This is a genomic window from Synechococcus sp. 1G10 (genome assembly GCF_002252625.1).
GTDB lineage: Bacteria > Cyanobacteriota > Cyanobacteriia > PCC-6307 > Cyanobiaceae > Regnicoccus_A.
Genome location: NZ_NQKW01000024.1, coordinates 1 through 14,376 on the forward strand (window position 1 = coordinate 1; position 14,376 = coordinate 14,376).

Here is a 14,376-nt window from a genome sequence, read left to right on the forward strand (position 1 = left end):
TTGGCGTGAGCACGATGGCCTTCAACCTGAACGGTTTCAACTTCAACCAGTCGATCCTCGATGGCCAAGGCCGCGTGATCAACACCTGGGCTGATGTACTGAACCGCGCTGGTCTGGGTATGGAAGTGATGCACGAGCGCAATGCTCACAACTTCCCACTTGACCTGGCATCTGCAGAAGCCACCCCTGTGGCACTGACCGCCCCTGCAATCGGCTGATGCAGCCGGTGGGTCGCTGCGGCCCACCAGCAGCTTCAACTGAATAGCAAGTGAAGCCTCCGCCTTGGCGGGGGCTTTTTTCTTGACGTCTCTGGGATTGGCAAAAGGCATGATGACCTCTGCTGTTGTCTCTGCTGGAATGGCTAGAGCTAGAGCCAGCACGGGACATGCAGAGTTGTTATTCGCAAACGTTTTCAACTCTTGACTGGCGTCTCATGAATATTGGCCGGGTATCGGTCCAGTTCAAATCAGCCAAGTGCTCCACAGCGCGAAAAGCTACTGATGATGATCAACCTGAAGCTGCTCACTGCGGCCGAAAGAATCTACAATTCACACCCCTCACTCAATGCCTCATCACCTTGATCGCCCAACCAAGAGCTGCAAAGCCTGCGGACGACCATTTCAATGGAGAAAGAAGTGGAAAGACGTTTGGGATGATGTTCTCTACTGCTCAGAACGCTGCCGCAAAAACAAGAATCAGTCGCATCCGACAGCCCCACTGGAAAAGAGATGAGACGCCTACAATTCAAGACAAATCTCTAATGCTGTCACCAGAGTGACACAGAGCGGATAGCAATTATCCGAGAGAACGCTTGCATTACAAACTCGCATCTATGACGAACCGGCCTTTACTGCAAGATATTATTAGATATTTTACCTCAGATAAGCCGAGTTAGATTATACCGTAGAGAGCCTTGTCGCATCTTCCTGACTACCTGCTCGAACCAGGTTGCAAGCCTGAGTTGATGAATTTTTCCAATGGAGATATTGGGGTTGGGGTTAAGAAAGAATTTGCTCGCCCCGTTCCCAGGCGCATCGACGCGAAAGAAGCTCTAGGTCGTCAAACCAGGTTGTCTTGGTCATCTGCCCTGCGTGCAAACGGATATGATACACATAGTCATTAATAATAATTCCTGGTGCCATACAAGTAACTGCAATCATCATGCCAATATCTTCGCCTTGAGACAAACCCATCCAGCCACCAGCCTTCTTCAAGAGATTGGCTTCTACCAGCAGGGTTGTTGGCCCCAACGGAATGCAGGCCTTAGGTGTTGGCCAGGCACGCCAGATATCTCCAGGAAAGCTTGGTCCAGCTGGCACAATTCCTGGATCCGACTTGGAGTCGTCTGTACAGTATCCAGCAGACCAAAGAGCTCCATACTGACCATTGATTGCATCTAGTCGCTGATCGATAGAGTGTGGATAAAGCCAGTCATCGTCGTCGGCACTAGTGATCCAGTCTCCCCTGGCAATGACTAAACCTAGATTGCGTGCTGCGGCCTGGCCGATCGGACGATCCGTAGCAATGACGGTGGCATGCTCACAGATCCCATCGGGTAGCACTTCCCGACTCGTGCCATCAACAACAATGACATGCTCAACCACACAATCGTTATTTTTTATACTTTGATTTAATTCAACCAACATACTTAGCCGATCTGGCAGCAGTCTGGTTGGCGTGATCACACTGACAGTCATCTAGTTGCCAAAGGATTTGCTTGTTATCTTCGACTTAAATCGTCCAGGGCCTCATCATCCTTCAGGCCTCACAGCTGAAACTGAAGCGCACTTAAGCATTAATTCCAAAAGCACATTTTGGCCTAAAAAGCTCTCGGTCTTAAGAGACACCATCATAGAGTACCGGCGCGGAGGCCGCCTTGAAAAGCCGCGCCTGAGTCCTACGCATGCGGAGATCACTCGACTGCCTGGTCTCCAAGCATAAATGTTGAGAAGTAAGACCCCAGCTGACTATGAGACAGCCAGCACAGGCCTGAAATTGCAGTGCAGATAGCCAAGAATGCTGAATATAAGGGCACGTTAAGCTCTCAATGAATCTGAGGTCGTGATTCTATTCCACTTCATCATGCTCCCCAATGGGGCGATGCGCTCCCTGCAAACGTTCTGATATCTTGCCAATACTCTCAATCAATTCACTTTACTTGCCTGGGCTTTTAGAACTCAACAGCATCGCTCAGCGCGGGTGAAAAGGATCATGTTACCGCTGCCGATCAACCAGTTCACCGGCCAGCAGGTGAGCCCCAGCTCGCTCTTGATCTAATCGATCGATCAGCTCCAGCGGCTCCAGCGGCTCGCGCCCGGGCACTGATTCACGCCGTTGAGGCCCTGAAACAAATGTGCCCGTCATGCTGCTGGAAGCCAATAACAACCAAGAGCACCAAGCGGCATTCTGGCGTAGGTATCTGATCACAGCCGATGCCGTCTTCCGGCTCCAGCTGGAGAGTGGCGTGCTCTACGCCCAGCCTGCGCAGCCTCTCCTGAGCCTCACGGAGCAATGTTTCGTCGTCGATCAGGCTTTGGCGGCGGCAAAGGTGGGCGGTGAGGGCCACCCGCGACGTGCTGATGCTCCAGACATGAATATGGTGAACGCCACAGACTCCTGTAATCGTGCGCAGTGAATCTTCCACCGCATCCAGATCCACGGCTCCTGGCACCGCATCGAGGGAAAGAGCGCCGGCTTCCAACATCAGCCGCCAGCCATTCCAGCCCACGACAAAGCCGACACCGATCGCCACCAGGGAATCAAGCCACGTCCAACCGGTGAGAGCAATCAACAACGTGCTGACAAGGACTGCCGCCGAGAGAGCTGCATCACTGAGCAGGTGAAGGACCGCCGCACGGCGGTTGAGGTCATGCTGATGACCAGGGCCGAACAACCTTGCCGAGAGCAGATTCACCGCCAGACCAGCGAGAGCTGCAAGCGCCACCGGAGTGGTGCCGAGTTCGACGGGCCGCCCGAGTCGCTGCAGACCTTCGACGACAACGACCCCACCTGCCACCATCACAAGCGCCGCATTGGCCATGGAGGCCATTTGGGTGCTGCGTCCGTAGCCATAGGTGAAACGCCGATTGGCCGGCCGGCCGGCCAGTCGCTCCGCCCCCCAACTCAGCAGCAACCCCACCACATCCCCGAGGTTATGGAGGGCATCGCCGATCAGCGCCAGCGACCCGAAGCCAAACCCGATCACCAGCTACACGCCGACAAGCCCGGCGTTGAGCAGAACTCTCCAACTAAACGCCGCCGAACCACTGGCAACCCGCCGGTGAGCGTGGGCCTCAGACGACATGAAGCACCTGGGCCATCTCCGTGATGGCCTCCGCCACAACGCGGTAGTACACACTCATGCCACGCCGGGGGTGGTGACTGACGGTGGACTCCGAGAGCTTCACCAGGGGGGCGAGATTGCAGGTGCAGTCTTCTCTGGCGTGCTCACGCAAGAGATGTTCCAGCAGCTGCAACCGTACGGGATCGGATCAGCACTGCCCAGAGGCGGGCAGCAGATCCGCGCGAGATCAGTGGGAACGGGAAGAGTCCTTGGCACCTCGCCATGTTGCCACCTCCTTGACAACCATCAAAGAAGTGGCCCCTCAAGCGCATCAGCGGCGGGGTGATGCGGTAATCAGACGGGTACGGGAATAGGTACTAACAGAAGCCTCCACCTGAGCCCGCTCGGTGTAACTTGATGTTGAGGGGAGGAACGGGAGCCGACCCGGCCTTTCCCTCCAGAAGAGTCCGGCCAGCATCCCTGAGCCGGTGATCAAAGCGGAGGTGCGATTGGAACCAGATGTGTCCTCGGTGGCGCAGCGTGAACGCTATCCCTTAGCTGCAGTAAGCCATATGCCATCTCTATTTCCCGCTTGTTGAAATCCCGGGCTGCATAACCCGGGCAGCGGTCACAACTGCGGAGGTCAAGCCCCGAGCATCTCTCCCCAGCGCCGTGACTGGATCCTTAACTGCCAGGCCCTAATCGCAGGCTTCTGCATAGCAGTAGACAGGCCGACCGTTGAATACCAGACACCCGACCGCACGGCATCCCAACTGCCAAGGTGACCATCCGCAACCGGTGCAAAGGCGCCCCCACATGGGGCGCCTTCCGATGGACCCAGCAGATCCTGGGCCCGATGGGTGGCGAAGTGCAGCAGCAGCTCACACCTCGCGGCAACAAGGGACGAGACAATCAATGACTTGACGATCCGTTTCTCTGGCCCCGGTGGCTTCCCCGTTGCAGATCAGGCTCTTTGAGCCGGCCGACTGGCCTGGAGTGTGGCGGCTGCTGGAGCCGGTGTTCCACGCCGGGGAAACCTTCCCCCACGACCCGGCCATCAGCGAGACCGAAGCGCGAGTTATTTGGGTGGAGCAGAGCCAGACGGCGATGGTGGCTCTTGATGCCGATGGCGCCGTGGCTGGCACCTAATACCTGAGGCCCAACAGCCTCTGCCTTGGGGCCCACGTAGCCAATGCCGGCTATGTGGTGGCCGAGCCATGCCGGGGGGAAGGCATCGGCAGCCGCCTCTGCCAGCACTCACTCCAGACCGCCCTCCAGCTGGGATTTCGGGCCATGCAATTCAACCTGGTGGTCAGCACCAACACCGCCGGCATTCGCTGCTGGGAGCGCAACGGCTTCCGCGCCATCGGCACCCTGCCGGCGGCCTTCCGCCATCGGCAGCTCGGCTACGTGGATGCCCATGTGATGTTCCAGGTGCTGGTCAAGGGGAAGGTCCCATGAGGGTGGTGCCGCTGCGGTTGACTCCAGGGGCAGACCTGCGCCTGGCCTTGGAGGCCTGGATGCTGCAGCAGAGCGAGCGGGCTGGCTGCGTGATCAGCGGCATCGGCAGCCTGTCGGTAGCCCGGCTGCGCATGGCGGGCCAGGAGAACATCACCAGCCACAGCGGTGATCTGGAGATCCTTTCGCTGGCCGGCACCCTCTCCCCCGATGGCGCCCACCTGCACATCGCCATCGCAGGCAGCACAGGAGCGGTGGTCGGCGGCCATCTCTGCAACGGATCGCTTGTGCGCACCACCGCTGAGCTGGTGCTGGGGCTGATGCCGAAGTGGGAGTTCCGCCGGTAGCTGGATCCAGCCACCGGCTTTGGCGAACTGCTGATCCGGCCAGCTCCAGCCTGCGACGAGCGCGACGGGCCCGGCGAGGGCAGTTGATGACAGCCCCAGTTAGAAGCCTGCTCAATGCCGACAACCGTTTGGATGAGGGACGCGCCAGAAAGTTTGCGCTCCCTACTGTCGCGTACTGAGACTCATCCTTGCAGTCGTGAGGTCCCGCCTGGCTCATCGTCGCCCGACGGTGATTACCCCCTTTTGGGGGCATGACAACGTTGTCTGTTGACCGAGACTTAACCCAACGAAAGCAAGGGAGTCCGCCTTGGCAGAATCCGACATGACCATCAGTGTCAGCAGCTGCCTCGGGCGCACCTGTATGAAATGGGGCAGCGATGGCGAGCTCACAGACCTGGATATGAACTTGGTCATGGAGCGCCTGGCCCAGGTGGATCAGGGTGTGTCAGCCCTGCGCCAGGGAACGCAAGTCAGCGAGCCGTAGAGCCAGATCCATCAATCAGCTGAAAGTTATCTTCACCAGGATTAGGGAAGATATAGGCCGTTGCTTGTCGGTAGTGATGACGATCTTCTACTGCGCATCTCCGGCCAGCATGGGTTTCAATTGTGCAATCTGACACAGGGAAAGCCACACAAGTGAGAACGAAGCCTGCTGCGATTTGGTTCTCATAGAAGAAAGCATGATTGCCCTAGTTTACGGTGTCACTAATCAACTTGCCTGCGCAAGACGAACAGGAGCCAGCGCGGCAGGACAACGGCAGATCGATATCTCGATCCGCCGCAGCATCAAAGATTGACTGATACTCATCGCAGTAGATCTTCGATTCAGACCCTCTTTGGCGTTGATGAGTGTGACCTTGTAGATAGCTATCGAAGCAGGGTGGGTGATGGGGTCAAGCCTATGCCGGATCGTTCATCAGCTTGCTTCAACTGGTGGGATCATGCGCAGTCCCCAACCGGAGATAGTTTGCAATGTCTTATCAGCTGGCGGACAGTATCCCAGCTAGCTTCGAAAAGGCATTTCATCCCTCAGGGATGCTCTCATAGGTTGAGGAGCCGAGGCTCTGTTGCGCAAGTCCCCTTTCAGGGATATCGTCTTCAATTGACATATACAACTCGTCCGCCTGGATCGAATCAAGCAGCTGCGCTCCTATGTTGCCATGGGTCCAAATGTCAGCCCAACTCTGTGAAGGCCAACAGAATTACCAGTCCCCAAATGGGGTTGGTGGGGGTGCCAGATGGCGGGCGATCAGGGCCAGGCGATGAAACTGACCGGTTCATATTTGGCGATCGTGATGTGCCAGGCCCTGATCGCCAGGCCCTGAAGGCTGCCGAGAAACGCTTCAGTATCACCACTGGAGACCCAGTTCGCCTTGAGCAGGGGCAGTTGTTCGCTCATCACATCCAACGGAAGCTCCACCAGCAGCAAACTGGGGTCCCCGGCAGCCCGTTGCAGAGGGCCCTCTTCGCTGCGCTGCCAGAGCCGAAGCAACAGTTCCAACGCCAGGGTGCGGCCATCATCGCCGGGATCAGTGGCGTCGGCAGCTTCTGCTGACTGGGATTTGCCTGTAAGCGGCAACGCCCGCTTGCCTGCAAATTCCACCAGTGCCAAGGCAACAAGATAGGGAGCGTCGGCCATGGAATTCATCCCTAAGAGCCGTTCCACACTGCCCGATCGCGGGCGACGAGGCGATCGGGCGCCACGAGCAAAAACCTCCACCCTGCAAGGGAGATCAACAACCGAGAGTTTGGACGATCAATCCAAGGATCGACATAGCTACATTTGCACGGTTATTTCGCCCCCTTTGGGGATAGGCTCCATGGCCACCATCTGAGACCAGTTTCAGATCTATAGCGGTGTCCCTGTAGAAGCAAAGCCAAGGACGAAGCCGCCGCAGGCGCTTGTGCATCTGGAAACTGAAGCGCGCCTCGCGACAGATCGCAGCGACTCAAGATCAATTGCCCCAAGCGCTGGCATCGGCCGATAGGGCAGCTGAACGAATCTGAATAATGTCAAAGATGGTGCCCCCATGAGCCGGGGGCACCCATATCAAGGTCGGGAGAGTAATGAAGAAACCTGCAAAAGGCTGCGTCGCTGAGATAGCGGACAGCCGCCTACAGCCACACCCTTGGCATTGGTATTAGCATTGGTAAGGATGGTAGCGAGCGACTGACTTCACTGCCTTCAATGAAGCGTTGCTGGAAGCCAGGCGGGCCGCAGCCTGCGCTAGATCGCCAAGGTGCAATTCAACGGCAACCTCCTGATAGAGATGACACATACCAGCCTGCTGGGCCTCAAGCCGGGTGATGAGTTTGAGATCAAGATTGGCAAGAAGCAGATCCGGTCGATCCCGGTTGGCGCCAGCGACGAAGAGGATTGATCATTCCAGACTGGAGAACCACCCATGGCAGTACGTACCGTCCTGCGGCTCGGTGATCCACGCCTCCGGCAGACGTCCCGACCCGTTACCAGGTTCGGGACAGCAGACCTGCGCGCCTTGATCACGGATCTCCGGGACACGATGGCAGCCCGCGATGGGGCGGGCCTCGCCGCTCCGCAGATCGCCGTTCCGCTGCGGGTAGTGATCTTTGGCATCACCCACAACCCGCGCTATCCGGAGGCGCCCCCGATCCCTGAAACGGTGCTGATCAACCCGGAGATCACCCCGATCGGCGAGACACGGGATTCAGGCTGGGAAGGCTGCCTCAGTGTGCCGGGGCTCCGAGGCCAGGTTGCCCGCTGGCGGGCAATTCACTATCGAGGCTTTGATGGTGAGGGACAGCCGATCGAGCGATCCGTGGATGGATTTCACGCCCGCGTGGTGCAGCACGAATGCGACCATCTCGATGGCGTGATCTTCCCTGATCGCCTGGACAACATACGGAGCTTTGGCTTCACAGAAGAGCTCGAGGCCAGTGGTCTGCTGCCAGGCAACCAGTCAGCGGTGCCCGGCAAGCAGCTGGGCAGCCTCGATGCGATGCACCGGCAGCTGCAGGAGCACTCCGCACTCGAGGATCTCGGCCCCCTGTTCAGCCCAAAGGCCTAAGCACACCTGCCATGTCTGCCGGCTAGAGACCCGCCTTCCCTCGACCACGCCACATTCCCGCCGCGTAGCCGATCGCCGGCAGCAGCAGGTCAGGCCGCAGGGGTAACTGCACCACCAGGGCGATCCCAATAAGCCAGGGCAGGAGCAGCAGACTCCCATAGGCCAGCTGAGTGCCCCTGGAACGGCGCGCCAGGGCGCCCGAGCGCTGCACCAAGCGCGGAACGCCTTTCCCCAGGCCGTACCCCAGCAGCACGGTGAGAACGGTGAGCAGAATCACGCCCATCTGTGGGAAGCAGCCGATCGGAGTCTGCAGCCTGAACAGTCAGAATCGATCCAAAGGACCTCCCCCATGCTGCTGCCCAGCCCCTTCTGCCCCCTCACTGCCGCCAAGATCGCCGGGCTGCAGGCCACGGTGCTGCTTCTGCTCACCTGCCTGATCAAGGCCAGAATCCAGATCAAGGCCGCCTCGGCGCTGGGGCTGTTCCTGCTGGCCCTGCAGACCTTTGTGTTCCTTGCCGCCAGTGGGGCGCTCGGCCTGGCAGCCCTCGCGGCCGGGGCCGTTGCCCTCAACCGCCGCCCAGCCCAGACAGCGTGACGACCCAGCCTTCCTTCATGGGGCGACTGGTGGGTTCTGGCGTTGGAATACGCCCTGGCCGTCGAGATTCAGATTGTCGATCTGGACGCGGCTGGCGGGGCCATTGCCGCCGACGCTGAAGGCGACGGCACTCGGTCCGGCGGCGTTCTCGCCGCTGGGTTGATAGCGAAACGTGTCACCGCTGACGTGGGTGAGGGGGTAGGCCCTGCGCTGAGGACCAAGCTCCAGCACAAGGCCACTGCCCTGTGGCTTCACGGCGATCACACCCACGTAGCCATTGCTGTAGGTGCCGCTGTAGGCCGCCAACGGCCGCGCAGGGCCGGGGTTCGCTGGCTGGGGCACCCGCGGATACTCCTGGCTGGCGATCTGGGCGAAGATTCCACCCAGGGGTTTGAGGTAGTCGAGCTCGACCTTGCCGAAGCGGGCCAGATCGAGAAAACTCAGCGCCACTGTTTCAGGCACCCCGATCGGCTGGCCGTTGGTGAGGACAACGATGCCGAGCGATTCGCCCGGCAGCAGATACGCCGCCGTGGCGGCACCGAGCTCGAAGCCACCTGAGTGGCTGAGCTGCACGGCGCCCTGGTCGGTGCTGCTCACGTTCCAGCCCAGGCCGTAGAAGCCGGTGCGGTATACCGCTGGATCCCGCGATGGTGCGCTGGCGATCAGCGGGCGGTGGGTTTCGGCCAGAGCGGCTGGGGCCACGATCTGACGGCCGCCGGCCGCGGCTCCCAGGCGCCCTCCCGCCAGCTGCAGCCGCAGCCACTGGGAGAGGTCGCGCGCTGTGGAACTCACCCCACCGGCAGGCGACTGGGCATCAGGGTCCCGCTGGTAACGGGCCACCCAGCGGCGGCTGGCCACTCCCTTTGGGGTCTCCCGGACATGCAGGACGGCGCGGTTGGGGACATCGATCAGATCGGCGTAGCTGGAGCTGGTACGGGCCATGCCCAGCGGGCGATAGAGCCGTTCTCTGGAGAGCTCCTCCCAGCCCTGGCCGCTGGCGTTCGCCGCCGCGATAGCGCCGGCAGTGAAGCCGAAGTTGGTGTAGTTGAAGACGGCCCTGAAGCGATTCCCCAATGGCAGCACCCCCAGTCGCTGGAAGATGGTGGCGCGATCAAAGCCGATGTCCTCCAGCAGGTCGCCGGCATGGTCGGGCAGGCCACTGCGGTGCGAAAGCAGATCCCGCAGGCTCACTTCCTCGGCGATGGCGGCCGGGCCGAGGCGAAAGCCGGGGAGATCGCCGATCACCGGATCGTCCCAGCGCACCCGCCCATCCCCCACCAGGGCTGCCACCACCGTGCTGGCGATCGGTTTCGAGAGCGAGGCCAGCTGAAAGACCGTGTCGGGATCCACTGCCCCGGGCTTGCCGACCTCCTGCAGCCCGTAGCCCTTGAGGAAAACCACCCGGTCGTCGTGGACCACCGCGATGGCCATGCCCGGCACCCCCGTCTGCCGCAGGATCTGCGTGGCGAAGGCGTCCAGCCTGGGCAGCGCCGCAAACACCTTGGCAGTGGTCACCAGTTTCGGCGGCGGCGGCGGACCGCCGGCGGCGGTGGCGGCAGTGGCGTTGACGGTGGCCATCAACAGAGCTGCCGGACTGATCACGCCAACGCCGAGCACCAGGCCCACCAATCGGGGCACCAATCGGTGCCGCAGCAGCATCCGAGTGGCAGTCGGGAGTGGTTGACGCTGCATCACCGAGAACACGGCAAGGACCTCTGCAAGCAGGAAACTTGGTCGGTGACCCGAAAATCCGCAAGGCCTTGGGCCAGTGAGGGGAAACGGTGAGAGCAGATTCAGCTGGCCATAGTCCGGCTCCTACCTCTCCAGCAGTTTCCAGAAGCTCCACTTCGTCGCGAAGGCCTCCCGCAAACGACCCGTGAAACTCTCGTGGCTCTCAACCCCTTGCCACTCATCAATTCTGGCGGACAGCTGCTCGCAGGTGCGCAGATGTTCGGCGGCGTAGCGGTAGCGCTTGGCCCGACCGATCGACAGGGCGAACACCACCATCGCCCGCAGCAACACCGTGGCAGCCAGTGGTTGGTCGGCGCTGAGACGTTCGGCGGCGGGGCTGCAGATCTCGTAGGCCTCCCCGTCCCATTCCGCCCGATGCTCGATCACGTAGCGGGCAGCACGGGGCAGGGCGGGCCAGGCCACCAGGAACTGCAGGGCCAGCAGCGGCAGCGCGTGCCCTTCCGCCAGCTGGAAAGCGCGCTCCTCGGCCTCAGCGTCCTCGAATGCCTCGAGCCGCTTGAGGTACTCGCGCAGGTGGGGGATCGACAGGGTTTTGCTGAAGCTGTGCCAGCGCAGCTGCTGGGCTTCTGTCCCCCGCCCGAGTGCTTCCATCGCAGCGATGCGTGCATCGTCCCAGTCGGGGGAATGCCAGCTGTTCGCGCCCTTGGCGGCGCCATCCAGCACGGCCAGGGCCTGCTCCGGCCGGCCCGCCGCCAGCAGATGACGTGCCACGTCGGCGGCGGTGTTCGGCCAGCTGAGCTGGCTGGCGTTGAACTGAGCCAGATAAGCCTCGACATCACTGCTGCACTCGGCGATCTGCAGCAGGGCGGCATGGCCATCACGGGCGCCCCGGTCGCGGCAGTTTCGCTCCAGCCGCCGCAGCCCCTGCTCGCCCAGGGTCTCGGCCATCGCTGGAATCAGCTGATCGAACTGGCCGTAACCGTCGTCGGCCAGCAGGTCGGCCACCTGCTCCGCCAGGGTTTCAGGCTCCACCTCGGCGGCGGTGGCGATCGGTCCCAGCTCGGCGACCGCCTGCCGGAACACTCCGATGACGGTGCCGGTGCTGTCGGAGCAGCGGTCGATCACCCCATCGGCCAACTGCAGGAAGCGCACCAGCAGATCAAAGGCCAACGGCGGATCCGCCTTGGCGATCGGCCCGCTGATCGCCTGGCGCTGGGCCTCCAGCTCCGCCACCAGGGCCTTGCGTTTGCGGGAATCCACGTAGGTGGTGGAGCGGGCTATGGCCGCGAGGCGCTTGCGCACTTCCTGGGCGGCTTCGCTGGCCCCCTCTGCAGCGGCCAGGGCCAGGCGCAGCCGCCGTTGGACCACGGCATTGCCACTGCTCAGCTCCATCAGCAGCTCGGCGAGGGCAGCCGCCCCGAGTGTTTCCAGGTTTCCGGCGTTGAGGGTGCGCTTGCCGGCCATGGCGTCAGGGGAGCGCAGGGAGCAGGTCGAGCGCTGCCTCGACCCGACAAGATCTGCCCATTGAAGCTGGCTACAGGGTGAGCCGACCAGGCCATGGTGGGAGACCGTTTCCCAGGCGACACCAAGCGATGCCCATGCCCCGCCAACCGATCGTGATCCTCGGTGGCTTCCTGATCAGCCCGGAGGCCTATGCCCCGATGGTCGCCCGGCTCCAGCAGCTGAGCGGCCAACCGGTGCGGCTGGTTGCAGTGGGCAAAGCCGAATGGCTGCTCACTGTCTTCGCCTTCGCCTGGGCGCGGATCCTGGATCGGGTCGCTGCCACTGCGGCCGAGCTGGCCCGGCAGTCCCCCAGCGGCAGGGTGACACTGATCGGCCACAGCTCCGGGGGGATCATGCTGCGCCTCTTCCTGGATAACGCCCCGTTCCAGGGCCGCAGCTACGACGGCAAGGCCCTGGCCGACACGCTGGTGATGCTGGGCAGCCCCCACACGGCGCTCAAGGCCACGGTGCTGCGCCAGATGGTGCAGCGTCGCCTGCCGGGGGCGCCCTTCGCCGATCGGGTGAGGTACCTCTCGGTGGCGGGGAATCTGGATCTGGAGAGCGCCAGCCCCATGGCCCGGCGCCTGGCGCCGACGGCCTACCGCAACAGCAGCGGCGATGCCCTCGACCGTGGCGACGGTCTGGTGCCGGTGGCCTCAGCATTGCTGGAGGGCTCCACCCAGCTGGTGCTGCCCGGCGTGGCCCATGGCGGCGCCTTCGGATCCTGCTGGTACGGCAGCCCGGAAGTGGTGGAGAACTGGTGGGCCCTGGCTCAGGAAACCGGACCGAGCCGTGCTTCCAGCAGCACAGATGATTAGCCGCAGCGGGGGCACTCCACTCGGAGTTGGATCGTTATCACCAGTGTGCGGGGCTGCCAGACCTCTCAAAGATGTTGCCGGAGACGTAAAGGGAAGCTGGAGGCCAGCTTCACACTGAAATCCGAACGACTGATCTGTTGAGTTGACGGATCTGGGGCTGCTTGGTCTGGTGTTTCACGCCGAGAGTCTCAGATCATCGCCAGGCAGAAAGTCTGGTCTTCATGCCTGGAACATTTCTAACTTCTAACAGCTCAGTGCTCATGGCTCATGGCTCATGGCTCACTGCTGGGCAGAAGGAGTTCGTCAGCAGAAAGATCAACGGTGAACGTCAAGGTTTATACAACTGACAGATAAGCAGTCATAAGTAGAAGGTGATCAAGGCGCCTCATCAGCACAAGATCACCTGCATCATGACCGGCAAAGCAATAGCTTCAGCATCTTACAGGCTGATCTTTGCTTGTTCTGGGGCCCGCTGTCCTAGGATTGATTTGATTAACCAAACTCCTGGCGCTTCCCCTTCATGCTGCACGTTGACATCCCCACCCGCGGAGAGATCGAAGCGCTGATGCTCAATCACGGCCCGGCACGGGTCAGCCTGGTCCTGCCGACCACGCCACTGACCCAGGAGGCCCAGGCCGACCGCATCGCCCTGAAAAACCTTGCTGGCGAGGCCATTGAGCAGCTCGCGGCCCACGACAAGCGCGAGGTTCTGGCGATTGAGGAGCTGCTGCACGACCTCATTGACGACGATGACTTCTGGGAGGTCCAGGCCAACAGCCTCGCCGTCTTCGTTTCGCCGGAAGGCCTGCGCAGCTTCCGTCTGCCCAACCACCTCAAGCCAGCCGTGGAGGTCAGCGACCGTTTCCACATACAGCCGCTGCTGCGAACGGTCACCGTGCCCCAGTCGGCCTATGTGCTCGCCCTGACTCAGAACTCGGTGAGGCTGGTAGGGGTCTCCTCCGACCTGCCGGCCATCGAGCTCAGTTTGAACGGCATGCCCAAGGATGTGTCCAGCTCCGCAGGGAAGGCTTCAATCAAGGACCGCGCGCCGAGCGGGCGCCTTCAGGGCTCCGAAGGGATGAAGGTGCACCAGGCCCAGTACGCCCGCAAGATCGACAACGCCCTGCGGGCGCTGCTGACGGGCCGGGAAACCCCGCTGATCCTGGCTGCAACAGAACCGATGCTCTCGATCTACCGCGAGATTCAGTCGTATCCCCACCTCACGCGCGCAGCAATCCCCCACAACCCTGAGACCCAGAGCGATGACGATCTGGCGGCAAGCGCGCGCGCCATCCTTGATGAGCTGTTCAGGGACGAGCTGGCTGAAATCCAGTCGCTCTACACGCTGAGGGCCAGCCAGGATCGGGCCACTTCCGATCTGGAGAAGGTGGCGCGCGCGGCGACCTACGGCGCGGTTCAACTCCTGTTGATCGACATCGACGATGTAAACCCCGGCACCATCGACGACGAAGGGGCTGTGACTTTCGCCGGAAGTCCCAGTGCGAAGAGCTATGGCATCGTCGATGAAATCGCCAGCCGTGCCCTGGTCACCGGTGCAAAGGTGATGGGTGTGCGCAAGGGCGACATCCCTGGTGAGGCCAGCCTGGCAGCGATCCTGCGCTATTCGCTCTGA

Annotated in this window: 16 protein-coding genes and 3 pseudogenes; 11 read left to right on the plus strand and 8 right to left on the minus strand. The window is 61.4% G+C overall.

Annotated features, from left to right (window positions below; all coding sequences use genetic code 11):
• Positions 1 to 218: pseudogene (locus tag CJZ82_RS14815) on the plus strand (photosystem II q(b) protein); the annotation flags it as partial.
• 346 nt (positions 219 to 564) lie between these two features.
• Entirely contained in the window at positions 565 to 732 is a 168-nt protein-coding gene (locus CJZ82_RS14820; RefSeq protein ID WP_094556538.1) for a DUF2256 domain-containing protein, read from the plus strand.
• Positions 733 to 998: 266 nt separating this feature from the next.
• On the opposite strand, the gene CJZ82_RS14825 is transcribed toward CJZ82_RS14820, so the two are convergent.
• The 3 genes from CJZ82_RS14825 to CJZ82_RS14835 all read right to left on the minus strand — a co-directional run bounded on the left by CJZ82_RS14825 (position 999) and on the right by CJZ82_RS14835 (position 3,476).
• Positions 999 to 1,697, minus strand: a complete 699-nt coding sequence (locus CJZ82_RS14825) for a glycosyltransferase family 2 protein (protein WP_094556539.1) — start codon at positions 1,695 to 1,697, stop codon at positions 999 to 1,001.
• A gap of 629 nt (positions 1,698 to 2,326) precedes the next feature.
• Entirely contained in the window at positions 2,327 to 3,205 is an 879-nt protein-coding gene (locus tag CJZ82_RS14830) for a cation diffusion facilitator family transporter (RefSeq protein WP_233130277.1), read from the minus strand.
• Positions 3,206 to 3,293: 88 nt separating this feature from the next.
• Entirely contained in the window at positions 3,294 to 3,476 is a 183-nt protein-coding gene (locus CJZ82_RS14835; RefSeq protein ID WP_198949804.1) for an ArsR family transcriptional regulator, read from the minus strand.
• A gap of 752 nt (positions 3,477 to 4,228) precedes the next feature.
• Between CJZ82_RS14835 and CJZ82_RS19105 the strand changes: the two genes are divergently transcribed.
• From CJZ82_RS19105 to CJZ82_RS18455, 4 genes are all read left to right on the plus strand, one after another.
• Positions 4,229 to 4,432, plus strand: coding sequence for a hypothetical protein (locus CJZ82_RS19105; protein ID WP_233130278.1), 204 nt, complete (start codon positions 4,229 to 4,231; stop codon positions 4,430 to 4,432).
• A 3-nt stretch (positions 4,433 to 4,435) separates the two neighbouring features.
• The gene (locus tag CJZ82_RS19110) at positions 4,436 to 4,744 is read left to right on the plus strand and encodes an N-acetyltransferase family protein (protein WP_369820083.1); all 309 of its coding nucleotides are present in this window, start codon (positions 4,436 to 4,438) and stop codon (positions 4,742 to 4,744) included.
• Positions 4,741 to 5,088 carry a PPC domain-containing DNA-binding protein gene (locus CJZ82_RS14845; RefSeq protein WP_094556540.1) on the plus strand — a complete coding sequence of 116 codons (348 nt, stop codon included), beginning with the start codon at positions 4,741 to 4,743 and terminating at the stop codon, positions 5,086 to 5,088. Before CJZ82_RS19110 ends, CJZ82_RS14845 begins: the two co-directional genes overlap by 4 nt.
• Before the next feature lie 322 nt (positions 5,089 to 5,410).
• Positions 5,411 to 5,572 carry a hypothetical protein gene (locus CJZ82_RS18455; protein ID WP_158218593.1) on the plus strand — a complete coding sequence of 54 codons (162 nt, stop codon included), beginning with the start codon at positions 5,411 to 5,413 and terminating at the stop codon, positions 5,570 to 5,572.
• Positions 5,573 to 5,681: 109 nt separating this feature from the next.
• Here the strand turns inward: CJZ82_RS18455 and CJZ82_RS14850 are convergent.
• Together CJZ82_RS14850 and CJZ82_RS14855 are read right to left on the minus strand one after the other, a co-directional pair.
• A pseudogene (locus tag CJZ82_RS14850) lies at positions 5,682 to 5,959 on the minus strand (2Fe-2S iron-sulfur cluster-binding protein); the annotation flags it as partial.
• 378 nt (positions 5,960 to 6,337) lie between these two features.
• A complete protein-coding gene (locus CJZ82_RS14855; protein WP_094556567.1) occupies positions 6,338 to 6,727 on the minus strand; it encodes a hypothetical protein in 390 nt (129 codons plus the stop codon).
• A 595-nt stretch (positions 6,728 to 7,322) separates the two neighbouring features.
• Here CJZ82_RS14855 and CJZ82_RS19650 point away from each other — a divergent pair.
• Both CJZ82_RS19650 and def read left to right on the plus strand, forming a co-directional pair.
• Positions 7,323 to 7,469: pseudogene (locus CJZ82_RS19650) on the plus strand (AbrB-like transcriptional regulator); the annotation flags it as partial.
• Between the two features lie 24 nt (positions 7,470 to 7,493).
• A complete protein-coding gene (gene def / locus CJZ82_RS14865) occupies positions 7,494 to 8,135 on the plus strand; it encodes a peptide deformylase (protein ID WP_094556541.1) in 642 nt (213 codons plus the stop codon).
• Positions 8,136 to 8,157: 22 nt separating this feature from the next.
• On the opposite strand, the gene CJZ82_RS14870 is transcribed toward def, so the two are convergent.
• On the minus strand, positions 8,158 to 8,418 hold the full coding sequence (locus CJZ82_RS14870; RefSeq protein WP_094556542.1) for a hypothetical protein: 261 nt from the start codon (positions 8,416 to 8,418) through the stop codon (positions 8,158 to 8,160).
• Positions 8,419 to 8,484: 66 nt separating this feature from the next.
• On the opposite strand from CJZ82_RS14870, the gene CJZ82_RS14875 reads away from it, so the two are divergent.
• The gene (locus CJZ82_RS14875; RefSeq protein WP_094556543.1) at positions 8,485 to 8,730 is read left to right on the plus strand and encodes a hypothetical protein; all 246 of its coding nucleotides are present in this window, start codon (positions 8,485 to 8,487) and stop codon (positions 8,728 to 8,730) included.
• 15 nt (positions 8,731 to 8,745) lie between these two features.
• On the opposite strand, the gene CJZ82_RS14880 is transcribed toward CJZ82_RS14875, so the two are convergent.
• Complete coding sequence (locus CJZ82_RS14880) at positions 8,746 to 10,368, minus strand: serine hydrolase (RefSeq protein ID WP_233130280.1); 1,623 nt, start codon at positions 10,366 to 10,368, stop codon at positions 8,746 to 8,748.
• A gap of 177 nt (positions 10,369 to 10,545) precedes the next feature.
• Positions 10,546 to 11,886 carry a DUF6880 family protein gene (locus tag CJZ82_RS14885; RefSeq protein WP_094556545.1) on the minus strand — a complete coding sequence of 447 codons (1,341 nt, stop codon included), beginning with the start codon at positions 11,884 to 11,886 and terminating at the stop codon, positions 10,546 to 10,548.
• Positions 11,887 to 12,020: 134 nt separating this feature from the next.
• Here CJZ82_RS14885 and CJZ82_RS14890 point away from each other — a divergent pair, with 134 nt between their 5' ends.
• Together CJZ82_RS14890 and CJZ82_RS14895 are read left to right on the plus strand one after the other, a co-directional pair.
• The gene (locus CJZ82_RS14890) at positions 12,021 to 12,743 is read left to right on the plus strand and encodes a triacylglycerol lipase (RefSeq protein WP_094556568.1); all 723 of its coding nucleotides are present in this window, start codon (positions 12,021 to 12,023) and stop codon (positions 12,741 to 12,743) included.
• A 520-nt stretch (positions 12,744 to 13,263) separates the two neighbouring features.
• Positions 13,264 to 14,376 (plus strand): hypothetical protein, encoded by a 1,113-nt coding sequence (locus tag CJZ82_RS14895; RefSeq protein WP_094556546.1) that lies wholly within the window; start codon positions 13,264 to 13,266, stop codon positions 14,374 to 14,376.

Coding starts and splice junctions, on each gene's coding strand:
- CJZ82_RS14845 (WP_094556540.1), top strand. CDS start 4,741: ATGAGGGTGGTGCCGCTGCGGTTGACTCCAGGGGCAGACCTGCGCCTG.
- def (WP_094556541.1), top strand. CDS start 7,494: ATGGCAGTACGTACCGTCCTGCGGCTCGGTGATCCACGCCTCCGGCAG.
- CJZ82_RS18455 (WP_158218593.1), top strand. CDS start 5,411: ATGACCATCAGTGTCAGCAGCTGCCTCGGGCGCACCTGTATGAAATGG.
- CJZ82_RS14885 (WP_094556545.1), bottom strand. CDS start 11,886: ATGGCCGGCAAGCGCACCCTCAACGCCGGAAACCTGGAAACACTCGGG.
- CJZ82_RS14890 (WP_094556568.1), top strand. CDS start 12,021: ATGCCCCGCCAACCGATCGTGATCCTCGGTGGCTTCCTGATCAGCCCG.
- CJZ82_RS14855 (WP_094556567.1), bottom strand. CDS start 6,727: ATGGCCGACGCTCCCTATCTTGTTGCCTTGGCACTGGTGGAATTTGCA.
- CJZ82_RS14820 (WP_094556538.1), top strand. CDS start 565: ATGCCTCATCACCTTGATCGCCCAACCAAGAGCTGCAAAGCCTGCGGA.
- CJZ82_RS14875 (WP_094556543.1), top strand. CDS start 8,485: ATGCTGCTGCCCAGCCCCTTCTGCCCCCTCACTGCCGCCAAGATCGCC.
- CJZ82_RS14870 (WP_094556542.1), bottom strand. CDS start 8,418: ATGGGCGTGATTCTGCTCACCGTTCTCACCGTGCTGCTGGGGTACGGC.
- CJZ82_RS14895 (WP_094556546.1), top strand. CDS start 13,264: ATGCTGCACGTTGACATCCCCACCCGCGGAGAGATCGAAGCGCTGATG.
- CJZ82_RS14825 (WP_094556539.1), bottom strand. CDS start 1,697: ATGACTGTCAGTGTGATCACGCCAACCAGACTGCTGCCAGATCGGCTA.